The sequence below is a fragment of the Thermodesulfobacteriota bacterium genome, from assembly GCA_026415035.1.
In the GTDB taxonomy this organism is placed as follows: domain Bacteria; phylum Desulfobacterota; class BSN033; order BSN033; family UBA1163; genus RBG-16-49-23.
Genome location: JAOAHX010000012.1, coordinates 71,224 through 81,442, shown reverse-complemented (window position 1 = coordinate 81,442; position 10,219 = coordinate 71,224). Strand labels below are relative to the sequence as shown.

The 10,219-nt window shown below is 54.7% G+C and carries 9 protein-coding genes; 2 read left to right on the top strand and 7 right to left on the bottom strand.

What is annotated here, in order from left to right:
• The coding region (locus N3G78_08815) for a PAS domain S-box protein (protein MCX8118017.1) at window positions 1–2,764 on the bottom strand (2,764 nt) is incomplete at its 3' end.
• A gap of 199 nt (window positions 2,765–2,963) precedes the next feature.
• On the opposite strand from N3G78_08815, the gene N3G78_08810 reads away from it, so the two are divergent.
• Window positions 2,964–3,542 (top strand): methyltransferase domain-containing protein, encoded by a 579-nt coding sequence (locus tag N3G78_08810; GenBank protein ID MCX8118016.1) that lies wholly within the window; start codon window positions 2,964–2,966, stop codon window positions 3,540–3,542.
• On the opposite strand, the gene N3G78_08805 is transcribed toward N3G78_08810, so the two are convergent.
• From N3G78_08805 to N3G78_08795, 3 genes are all read right to left on the bottom strand, one after another.
• Window positions 3,539–4,804, bottom strand: coding sequence for a radical SAM protein (locus N3G78_08805; GenBank protein ID MCX8118015.1), 1,266 nt, complete (start codon window positions 4,802–4,804; stop codon window positions 3,539–3,541). The genes N3G78_08810 and N3G78_08805 overlap by 4 nt on opposite strands.
• A gap of 183 nt (window positions 4,805–4,987) precedes the next feature.
• The gene (locus N3G78_08800; protein MCX8118014.1) at window positions 4,988–5,401 is read right to left on the bottom strand and encodes an EamA family transporter; all 414 of its coding nucleotides are present in this window, start codon (window positions 5,399–5,401) and stop codon (window positions 4,988–4,990) included.
• Between the two features lie 14 nt (window positions 5,402–5,415).
• On the bottom strand, window positions 5,416–6,306 hold the full coding sequence (locus N3G78_08795) for a PHP domain-containing protein (GenBank protein ID MCX8118013.1): 891 nt from the start codon (window positions 6,304–6,306) through the stop codon (window positions 5,416–5,418).
• A 449-nt stretch (window positions 6,307–6,755) separates the two neighbouring features.
• Here N3G78_08795 and N3G78_08790 point away from each other — a divergent pair, with 449 nt between their 5' ends.
• The gene (locus N3G78_08790) at window positions 6,756–8,012 is read left to right on the top strand and encodes a sigma-70 family RNA polymerase sigma factor (GenBank protein ID MCX8118012.1); all 1,257 of its coding nucleotides are present in this window, start codon (window positions 6,756–6,758) and stop codon (window positions 8,010–8,012) included.
• A gap of 73 nt (window positions 8,013–8,085) precedes the next feature.
• Here the strand turns inward: N3G78_08790 and N3G78_08785 are convergent, their stop codons facing one another.
• The 3 genes from N3G78_08785 to N3G78_08775 all read right to left on the bottom strand — a co-directional run bounded on the left by N3G78_08785 (window position 8,086) and on the right by N3G78_08775 (window position 10,207).
• Window positions 8,086–8,274: a ferredoxin gene (locus tag N3G78_08785; GenBank protein ID MCX8118011.1), complete on the bottom strand. Its 189-nt coding sequence runs from the start codon at window positions 8,272–8,274 to the stop codon at window positions 8,086–8,088.
• Window positions 8,275–8,335: 61 nt separating this feature from the next.
• Complete coding sequence (locus N3G78_08780; GenBank protein MCX8118010.1) at window positions 8,336–8,941, bottom strand: VTT domain-containing protein; 606 nt, start codon at window positions 8,939–8,941, stop codon at window positions 8,336–8,338.
• An 87-nt stretch (window positions 8,942–9,028) separates the two neighbouring features.
• Entirely contained in the window at window positions 9,029–10,207 is a 1,179-nt protein-coding gene (locus N3G78_08775) for a U32 family peptidase (GenBank protein MCX8118009.1), read from the bottom strand.
• Window positions 10,208–10,219 lie beyond the last annotated feature (12 nt).

Sequence of the window (10,219 nt, the reverse complement as noted above, 5' to 3'; positions counted from 1 at the left end):
TCTGGAGACGCTCCACCAGCTCTCGACCGCTCACCCCGGGCATGACCACGTCGCTTAAAATGAGGTGGATCGGCTCCCGGTAACTCTCACAGAGCATAAACGCCTTTCCCCCATCGGGCGCCTCCAGGACGTTGTACCCCTGTCTTTTGAGCAAACGGACGGCCAGCTTCCGAACGATCTCCTCGTCCTCGATCACCAGGATGGTCTCACTTCCCCGGGAAACCTCCGAGCTCGCTTCCTCTCTCCTCTCCTCCAGGGGGCCTTCCACACGAGGGAGATAGATCTTGAACGTCGTTCCCCGTCCAGGCTCGCTATAGACCCAGATGTTGCCCCCGCTCTGCTTCACGATGCCATAGACCGTGGAAAGCCCCAATCCCGTCCCCTTGCCCCTCTCCTTCGTAGTAAAGAAAGGCTCAAAGATCCTCTCCTGAATCTCGGGCGTCATCCCGATCCCTGTATCGCTGATCGACAACATCACGTAGGCTCCCGGTATCACCCCGACATGCCTTTTGGCATAATCCTCATCCAGCTCGATATCTGCCGTCTCGATCGTCAGCTTTCCCCCCTTCGGCATCGCATCCCTTGCGTTCACCGCGAGATTGATGATCGCCTGTTCCATCTGTCCAGGATCGACCTTCACCCGGCCGATCTCCTCTCCAAGAAAAGTGACCAGCTCGATATCCTCTCCGAGGATCCGGCGGAGCATCTTCTCAAGGTTTTTAACGATCCCGTTGAGGTCCAGCACCCGGGGCTCCAAGACCTGTTTTCGGCTGAAGGCCAGGAGCTGGCGGATGAGATCCGCAGCCCTGTCGGCTGATTGTTCGATCTCTTTGAGGTGAACATAAAGAGGATCCTTTTCATGGAGTCCGAGAAGGGAGAGCTGACAGGACCCTTTGATGACCGTGAGGATATTGTTAAAATCGTGGGCGATCCCGCCCGCGAGCCTCCCGATGGCCTCCATCTTCTGCGACTGGCGGAGCTGTTCTTGGAGGATTGCCCTCTCCTGCTCGGCTCGTTTTCGCTCGGTCATGTCTCTCGAAATGCTGACATATCCGGCGATGGAACCCTCTGGAGATCGAAGAGTGGATAAAACCACCTCCGCTTCGATCTCCGCCCCATCCTTCCGCACAAAGGTCCACTCTCCTCTGAAACTCCCCTTTTCTTTAATAACAGGGTAAGCCAGTTCGCCGAAAGAACGAAAGCTCTCATCGGATCGATGGACGATCCGGATCGACCTCCCCTCCACCTCTTGCCGTTCATAACCAAAGAGCTGACAGAAGGCCTGATTGCAGGAGAGGATCCGTCTCTCCGGATCCAAGAGGGCGATGGCATCTATGGATCCTTCTACCAGGGTCCGATATCTCTCCTCCGACCTCCTCGGCGCCTCTTCCTGTCTCCTGCGCTCCGTGATGTCGAGGGAGGCCGATAGCATATACTTCACCCCGCCGATCTCGATGATCTCGGCCGAGAGAAGGACATTTATGGGTTCCCCGGACTTTCTTCGAAGGGTCACCTCCCTGCCTCTCACCGACCCTCTTTCCTTCAATTCAGAGACGAGACCTGCCCGTTCTCCGGGATCGGCCCATATATTAAGTTCAAGGGCAGACCGACCGATGACCTCTTCGCGGGTGAACCCTGTGCTTCTGAGGAAGGCCTCGTTGACCTCGAGATAGCGCCCCTCTTCGAGGGAGCTGATGACCAGCCAGGCAGGGCTTGCTTGAAAGGCCTTGAACGCCTTCTCTTCAGAAAGTCTGAGTTCGGCCTCGGTCCGTTTAAGATCCGAGATGTCCTGAAGGCAGATCAGCACCCTTTCGTCGGGGTCCACCTTCAAATGGGCCGTGTTGACCAGAAAACACGCCCTCCCCACCTCCTCGCCCCTGGCATAAGGGATCCATACCTCCACATTTCTCAAACTTCTTCCCGTTGAAAAGGTCTCTTCGATGGCCAGGCGGATCCCACAGGTGGTACATTCAGGCCCGAAGCCGCATCCCTGGGGATCGTCGAGGTGGTGAAGGCAGCGCAAGGCCTCTCCCTCACGACGATCGATCATCTCCTCTTCTCCAAGCCCTGTAAAGAGGGAGACAGCGCCGTTGACCTTTCGCACCCGTCGCTCCGGATCGACCACCAACATCAGGATGGGGGCATTCTGATGGATGGCCGACAGCTCGGCCAACGCCCTTCGAAGATCCCCCTCGATCTTCGTCCGCTCGATGCTGCTGCGCTTCGCTTCGATGAGCTGTCCGATGGTATTCAATAAGGGCTGTAAAAAATGGACGATCTTCAGGTCGTACCCACCTGGGCGGTTGGCAACGCCGGCCACCCCGACAAGCCTCTTCCCCACCTCGATGGGAAGGCCTAAAAATGCCCTTAGGGTAGGATGTCCTTCGGGGGTGCCTCCTCGCCTTGGGTCTGCGGCAGGGTCGTTGGAGATGACCGGTTCACCGGTTGTGATCACTTCGCCAAAAAGGGTCTTGAGATTAAAGAACTCCATCCCCCCGGGGGCCTTTTGCTCATAAAAGGTCCGGGTTTTTTCATCCCAGCTGATATTAGTGATGGCGTGAACCTTGAGGAAAGGTTTTCCCTCGGTGGTATAAAGGACCTCGCCGATGAAACCGTATTCACTCTCGGTCAAATCGAGAATATCGGAAAGGAGGGATTCGGAAACCTCGCGGAAGTCAACGCCGGTGATGAAATTGGCCTGTGCCCGCGTGATGGCCTCGATCAATCGAAGTTGAAGCCCCCGGGTTCCTTCTTTCTCCCCCATCTTTGAAATCCCCCCTTTCTCTTTCCTCTGATTTCGAGGTCTAACTAACTCATTCCCTTTGATCCCCTATCTCTTACGGCCCGCCTTCCCCTTTAACCCTATCACTTAATGTGGTAAGCGTCAACATGGACGAAAAGGGGAAGGTCAGGGCGATTTGACCCTCCGGAAATTCCATGGTAGGGTTTGAGGGAGGTTCCTGATGAAATCAGACCTGAGGCGCTGGGACGAAAGGTTTTCTAAGAAAGGTTACGCCTTCGGAAAAGCCCCAAACCCTTTCTTGAAGAGGCACCTTCGCTACCTCCCCAAAGGAGGCAGAGCCCTTGACCTCGCCTCCGGAGAGGGAAGAAACGCCGTCTTTTTGGCAAAGAAGGGTTTTGAGGTGGAGGCGGTGGATATCTCCGAGGTCGGTTTAAAGAAGGCGAGAAGGCTTGCAAAAGAGGCGGGGGTGAAAATCCACACCACGTGCGCGGACCTAAACGTCTATCCGATCGAAAAAGAAGGCTACGACCTCATCGCCAACTTCTATTTCCTCAACCGGAGGCTCATCCCGAGGATCAAAAAGGGGCTGAAAAAGGGCGGTCGGGTCATCTTCGAGACCTACCTCCTCGAACAGAGAAAGATCGGCACCGCAGGCCCAAAACAGCTACGGTACTTCCTCAAGCCCAACGAACTGCTCCGGCTTTTCACGGACTTCCGCATCCTCTATTACCGTGAGGGAATCTTTAAGGAGGGCGGGAGAAAGAAGGCCGTCGCCAGTCTGATCGCGGAGAAACCTTAAGGAGGGGTATCGAATCGTTCCTTGGTCCGGTTGAAATAGCCGAACCGGAGGCGGGGAAACTCCCTTTTGAGAACCTTAACCATCTTCGGGATCCCGATGCCCGTTCCCTCTCCCATCGCCCGAAGGTAGAGGTCGGGGTCGATATTCAGATTGCGCAACTGGATGAGATCGAGATCGGTCTTTCTGACCAGTTGGATCAGTCCTTCCAGCTCCTCCTCCCGGTCGGTGAATCCGGGAAAGACCAGGAGGTTGATCGCCGTATAGATCCCTTTCTCTTTGGCCACGAGGAGGGATTCCACCACCTTCTCAAACCGATATCCCCTCGGCTTATGGTAATGATGATACGATTTCGGATTGGGACTGTTTAGGGTCACCCGGAGGCTATCGAGGCCGGCCTCGCAAAGCCTTCTCACCCGCTCGGGATAGCTCCCGTTCGTGTTGAGGTTGATCGTCCCCCGATCGGTCTCCTCCCGGAAGATCCGGATCGCCCTTTCGAGAAGTCGCCACTGGAGCAAGGGTTCTCCCTCACAGCCCTGGCCGAAACTGACGATCGCATCCTCCGCCTCCTTCAGATGCGGGACAGCCACCTCTGCGACCTCCTCCGGCGTTGGCACGAACTCGATCCTCTCCATCGAGGCCGGACAGCACTCCGAAGGCTGAAGGGAGATGCATCCCAAGCAGGAGGCGTTGCACGTCGGGGAGGTGGGAAGGGGACATTCCCACCTCTGGAAGAAGACGTTCTTCGCGGCGAAGCAATGATATTCGAGGGCGCATCGGGCGAGCTGCTTCAGAAGGCGATTCTTGGGGCTCTTTTTTAAAGAGACACCGACCTTTCTCTGAAGCAGACGGTCGTTTCCAAAATATTTCGGGTCCCAGTGAGGATTTGGATCGATGAGGATTCCTGTGGCCCAGAATTTCCCCGCGCTCCACCCGACAGCACTGTAGGCCCAGAGGGGGAGGATGGGGGCGTTCTCTCTGAGCTCGGTTGCCGGCAGAAGGGTGCGGACATAGCCCGGAGGCAGAAAGGCCGCGACCGCATGAGGGGAGGCCCCTCGAGGGCCTTTTACCCCCTCCATGGGAACGAAGGCCTCGACCTTCTCATCCCATCCAACAGGAACCCTTCCGGGAAGGATAAATAATTGACTCCCCTTTGGAAGGGGCACCAGCTCGGAAGGTTCGGGTCGGAGATACTGGTTTCCGGAACGGCCTGCCAGCTTGAGATGGGGATGGTCGTAGATCTTCCCTTTGGAGTCCGAAAACACGAGTCTTGGGATGGAGCCTTGAACCACGTTCTTCTGACCCCAGTCCGGAAAGGCTTAAGAGGGGTACTTTCGCTCACCCTTCGATTTTCTTAAAGACCTTTTCACATTCTTTCTCTTCAAAGCCGCTTTTAGGCGATTCGTCTTGTTCCGTTTCCTCATCGTTTTCTCCGCAACTCCGTTGACTTATTTGACCAACCAGAGCCCCGAGACGATCAGGGCCGTTCCGATCACCCTTGGAAGGCTCAATCCTTCGTTCAGGACCAGGACGCTTAGGAGGGCGGTGATCAGGGGGTAGCTCGCTGCAATCGGGACAATTTTGGAGGTGGGTTCCAGTTTGAGGGCCATATAATAGGTCCACATCCCGAAAAGCCCGGCCATCAACCCGCTTGCCCCGAAAAGGAGAAGGCTTTTACCGTCCACCGAGATCAAGTCCTTTCCCTTCCCCATAACCACCGTAAGGAAGAGAAGCCCGGCGGTGACGATCGAACTGCGCAGGGTTACCCCAACCAGGGGGTCCACCTTCGTCAGACCCATCTTTTCGAGGATGGGGGTCGCTCCCCATAATAATGTTGTGACCGCAAGGAGAAGGATGACCACCTTCGCCTCTCCCTTTACAAATTTGACCGGTTCCTTACCGATCTCAGGGCCTCGACCATCGCATAGGGGAGCCTCATCTCTCCCTTTCCCACCCCGACATCAAGCCCTTCTCGGTCGATACCGTGATAATCCGTACCCCCGGTCATGACCAGACCATACTTCTCGGCCAGGCCTTTATAACGTAGGATTTCCTCTGGGGAATGCTCGGGATAATAGACTTCTATCCCCTTAAGCCCTGCCCGGACCAGGTTCAAGATCAGGCCTTCCAGCTCGGCATGGCCGTTCAGGCCGAGGGTGTTCGGATGGGCCAGGACGGCAACCCCCTTCGCTTCGATGATAAAGCGAATGGCCTCCGGGGGGGTAAACCTCTCTTTATCTACATAAGCCGGAGCCCCCTTTTTGAGAAAACGGTCGAAGGCCTCTTGAAAGCTCTTGACATACCCTTTTTCTAATAAAACTTGGGCAAAGTGCGGGCGCCCCACCTGCCCTCCGCCGGAGGCCTTGATCACCTCCTCATAGGTGATCCTGATCCCCAATCGATTCAGTCTTTCGATCATCTTGGGATTTCTCTCCGCCCTCGCTTTCTGTAGGTAGGCCAGCTTGGCGGTCAAGGGGGGGTAGTCAATGTCGATATAATAACCGAGCAGGTGCATTGACCCTGGAGAATGCTCGACACTGATCTCCACCCCGGGGATCACCTCGAAATCGATCCTCGCCCCTTCGGCCAATCCCTCCTCCAACCCATCGATCGTGTCATGGTCAGTGATGGATATTGCCCGAAGACCCTTAGATTTTGAATAACAGACCAGTTCGGAAGGGGTCTTTACCCCGTCAGAGGCGGTGGTATGGAGGTGAAGATCAACATAACCATTTGAAATCAAATAATTTTGTTCTATTTTGTTCATCTTCGAAATGGCCAAATGAGAGATAAGAAACTATATAAAAGAAGGGCTATTTAAAGTCAACTCAGAACCATCCGATTGTAAAATGAAAGCCTCTATCAGACGAATGGGTGAGGAGGTTTAGAACAAATCCTATATGAAATGGGAAAATTTTCGAAAAAATTTTTAACTCATTGTAATCAAAGAATAATTATCTTAAAAAATAATCCTTGACAAACGGGGTTTATTTTAATATATTAGAGGTGGGAGGATGGGTCATCCGAGCCGAGGCTGTAAATGAGATAGTGAAAAAGGCATAAATAAAAGCAAAGGTATTGAATATCGGGTGGTTCACCCTTTCCAAATAGAGGTCCGGTTGGAAGGGGTTTTTTATTTATATATATAATAGAAAGGAGTTAAAATTGAAACAGGGCAGAACAAATGGCAAGAAGCGAGAAGAGGAATCCTTGGCGATGAGACTCGTGGCCGAAGATATCTCTTCTCCCTCCGGAATCGAGGACGCAGTACCAAATTTAGCTCCGGTCGACCCCCCGATGTACAACGTAAACGAATTGGATGAGGCCACGCTCGACGACTTTGAGCTCCAGCCAGGGGAAGAGATGATCGGCGAGGAGCATGAGGATTTACATCCTAACCACGGGCTTCAGGATGAACCCTACTACTTCTCCAACGATATCACTCTCGAATACCTAAAAAGCCTCGAAAAGATCTCTCTGCTCACCCCGGAACAGGAGGTGGACCTGGCCAAGAGGATAAAGGAAGGCGAGGAGCTGGTCAAAGCCCTCGAGATAAAGACCAATCGCCTCAAGGCAGAACTTTATCCCTCTCAAGCCCAGAAGAACGGGAAGAAGTCCACCAATGGAGGCTCACGCTCGAACAAAACGAAGGCCAAGAACGGAAAAAAGAAGTTGTCTCCTGCCGAAAGAAGGGAGAAGACTAAAAAGTATAAAGAGTTATTGAGCCGCTATCAGCAGGCCGTCCTCGAGACCCAGCAGGCGAAGAACGAGCTCATCGAGGCCAACCTCCGTTTGGTGGTCAGCATCGCTAAACGGTACGCCAATCGGGGCCTCTCCTTTCTCGACCTCATCCAGGAGGGGAACCTCGGTCTGATGCAGGCGATGGCCAAGTTCGACTACACCAAGGGTTACAAGTTCAGCACCTATGCCTCCTGGTGGATCCGGGCGGCCATCTTGAGGGCCTTCGCGGAAAAGTCGAGGACGATTCGGATCCCGAACTACCTCTTCGAAATAAAAGGAAAGATGATGAAATCTTTCAAGGACCAGGTCAAGAAACTGGGCAGGGAACCGACCTCTCAGGAGCTCTCGAAAGACAGTGGCATCCCTCTCAACGATGTCGAAAAGATCCTCAACCTCATCGAGGAACCGATCTCTCTCGATATGCCCATCGGGGAAGAGGACAGCACCCTCGAAGACCTGATCCCTGACGAAAAGAGCCTCTCCCCTGCCGATTCGCTCCTCGAGAAGGATCTGGTCCATCAGGTGAGCAAGCTCCTGTCAGGTCTATCCCCGAGGGAGGAGAAGATCCTCAGACTCCGTTTTGGCATCGGGGAGGACGGTGAGTGTACCCTCGAAGAGATCGGCAGGCAGTTCGGCCTCAGCCGGGAGAGGATCCGTCAGATCGAGGCCAAAGCCCTCGAACGGCTGCGGGACCCGAGCCGCTATAAGGAGATCAAAGAGTATTTCGATTGATCCAGCCCAGCTGGAGGGGAATGGAGAGGAAAGGGGCATTCCGAAAGACGGGATGCCCCTTTTTTTCTGAGAGTCAATCTTCGATTTGAATGGCTTCCACGGGACAGTTTTCGGCCGCCTCCTTGCAAGAGGCGACCAGGTCTTGAGGCACTTCATTGACCTTCACGACGGCCTTGTCGCCCGACATCTCGAAAACCTCCGGACAGATATCGACGCACGCCTCGCACCCGATGCAGGTCTCCTCATCCACCGTTACTTTCATTCCCTGACCTCCTTTCCAAAGTAGATTCCCCCCATGTCCAATACCCCCCTGAGGAAGGATTTCAGCCCTTCCTTCGGAATTTGTAATAAAAATATCCAAGCGCGCCTCCCATGGCGATCAGCATCAGGACCGAAACGATCGTTTCCAATGTATCGAATTGAGTGGCTATCTTTTCGTAGGTCGCTCCCACCCACCACCCGAGAAAACCGAGAAAGAGAATACGGAAGATCGAACCGATAAAGGTATAAAGGGTGAAGGGCCGGACGGGAATACGGAGAAGGCCCGCAAAGACCGAGACCAGTGAAAGGGGGAAAGCGGGAATGGCTCTCGAAAGAAGGAGGCTTAAGGCCACCTTTTTCCCCTGGAAACGCCGCTCCAGCCTTTCGATCTCGTCCCAATCGACCCCTAAAAATCTCTCCAGGCGAATGACCAGCGTCTTCCCCCCATAATAGCTGATCGTGTAGCCGATGAAAGACCCTAAGGTCGAAGCGATCGTCCCGGGCAGGACAATGACCCAGAGGATCTGGAGAAGGCCGTTGGGCACGGAAAGATCTGGAGGGATCAAGATGGCCCCGGCTCCCATGACGATCATCGGCGAGGGGATGGGAACGATCACCTGTTCGATCATCACGCCGATGAAGACCGAGAGCTGTCCATGGGCCCTCATCAACTCCAAGATCCATTGGGTAAGGTTTGCGAACAGAAAGGCCTCCCCTGATTCCTTCTTAACCCTCTGCCGAGGTTCCGTCAAGGTTCAAACCTTGAGAAAACCCGCCACCTCTCCCGTGGTTAACATCGTCATGGCCCGTTCGAATCTCGCAACCATCTGTCCGCGCCAGGCTTCGTCGATGCGGATCACCCTCCGGGCCACCCCTTTACAGTACCCACACCGCTCACAATCCATCCGGAGGCAATCCTTCTCCTTGAAAAAGTCCAGGAAGCCATCGAGCCTCTTATTGTCGATATGCACCCTTCCCGAAAAAGGTTCCCGGAGCACAGCCATCACCGCCTCCATCTTCTCGGGCTCGACGAGATCGGTCCTGGCGAGGATCTCCAAATTGGGAGAAAGGAAGGCCCCGGCTTGGGGGAGGCTGAGAAGGTCTACCAGGTTTCCCTCGAACCTCTGGCGCTCATAGGCATGGACGATTTGAAGGAGACTCTCGGTCCCCCTGAAGCGTTCCACGAGCTTCAGACAATCGATTCCGATCTCCTCATAAGAGGGGACGTCCTCGGGACGGATCCAGGTCGATTTGATCAGCTCCTCCGGCCTCAAGAGTTTCAGCCGCTGGCAGGCCAGTTTGCAGTAATCCGGCGCAAACCCTCCGCAGGGGTGGCCGGCCTGAGAGCCGTGGGAGACCATGTTCCGGTGATGGAGGTCGAGGAAACACTGGAAGAGGCAGCAGTGATTGGCGATCAGTTCCAGCTCGCAATCGACCGCCTCCCGGATCCGTTGGAGAGTTCGAAAATCCCTGTTCACCGATTCGGGCAGGATGATCTTGTCCGCCCCCATCTCCCTCCAGGCCCTTGCCTGCTGAACACTCACCACCCGGGCAAAGGAAGAGACCGCCACCTTCAGAGGGGGAACCTCCCTCTTGACGACCTCCAGCAGGAAGGGAAGAGTGACCGTCACCATATCGGCGCCGGTCGAGGCGACCCATTCGATATGCTCCACAAGGGTTCCGTAGCCCTTCTTCGTAAATTCCAAGTTATCAAGACAGGTCCCGTTCATCAGATAGTTGAATCCCAGACCCCTTCGCCTCGCTTCCCGAATGAAGGTGGAGGCAGCCCCCCGATCTACCTTTGGGATGAAGAGGGCCATCCGTCCTCCACCCAAGGGATCCCCCCAGATCTGACCGTAAAGGCTTTCGACCTCAGTCCCCTCCAGTCGATCAAGCAATGCCAAGTCCCAGTTGGTGGCAATCGAATATTTCATGTTTTTTCTCCC

Coding starts and splice junctions, on each gene's coding strand:
- N3G78_08795 (MCX8118013.1), bottom strand. CDS start 6,306: ATGAACAAAATAGAACAAAATTATTTGATTTCAAATGGTTATGTTGAT.
- N3G78_08790 (MCX8118012.1), top strand. CDS start 6,756: ATGAGACTCGTGGCCGAAGATATCTCTTCTCCCTCCGGAATCGAGGAC.
- N3G78_08810 (MCX8118016.1), top strand. CDS start 2,964: ATGAAATCAGACCTGAGGCGCTGGGACGAAAGGTTTTCTAAGAAAGGT.
- N3G78_08785 (MCX8118011.1), bottom strand. CDS start 8,274: ATGAAAGTAACGGTGGATGAGGAGACCTGCATCGGGTGCGAGGCGTGC.
- N3G78_08775 (MCX8118009.1), bottom strand. CDS start 10,207: ATGAAATATTCGATTGCCACCAACTGGGACTTGGCATTGCTTGATCGA.
- N3G78_08780 (MCX8118010.1), bottom strand. CDS start 8,941: ATGAGGGCCCATGGACAGCTCTCGGTCTTCATCGGCGTGATGATCGAA.